The organism is Mesorhizobium sp. M8A.F.Ca.ET.161.01.1.1 (assembly GCF_004792105.1).
Lineage (GTDB): Bacteria > Pseudomonadota > Alphaproteobacteria > Rhizobiales > Rhizobiaceae > Mesorhizobium.
In genome coordinates, this window is record NZ_SRTD01000062.1 from 1 (window position 1) to 471 (window position 471).

The window sequence follows — 471 nt, forward strand, 5'->3', positions numbered from 1 at the left end:
CTTCAGCGTGTTCATCAGCGCGCCGTAAGGCAGGAGCATGACAAGGCCGACGAGAACCTTCACCGAAAGATCACCCAGGGCCCATGAAATCCAACGGGGCGCTTCCACGGCGAAGACACCGAGGATGGGAGCGTTTTCGATTGCGAAGCCATCGTTGGGGCCGACGAAGGAGAAGCTTGCAATACCTCCAGCCAACACGTTATAGCCAATATCAGTGGCGTCGCAGATCGCGCTTTGCGATAACTGCTCCAGCGTCTGGTCTCTGCCGTGAACCATGGCCACGCCCAGCACGCGGCTGATATTGATCGCTACTGCGGTCTCGAGTCTGTCGATAAGCGGGCCGTGAGACGCATTACCGTAGAACCGGTAGCCGATGAACAAATCGACAGGGCCAGCGGGCCGTTCGGAAAGCCCCGATGACAGCCTTTGGAGTTGGTCTCGTTCGACATCAAGTTCCACAACGAAATCAAA

1 pseudogene is annotated in these 471 nt (G+C 57.1%); it reads right to left on the minus strand.

The features are described from left to right. A pseudogene (locus tag EN804_RS38415) lies at positions 1-471 on the minus strand (hypothetical protein); the annotation flags it as partial.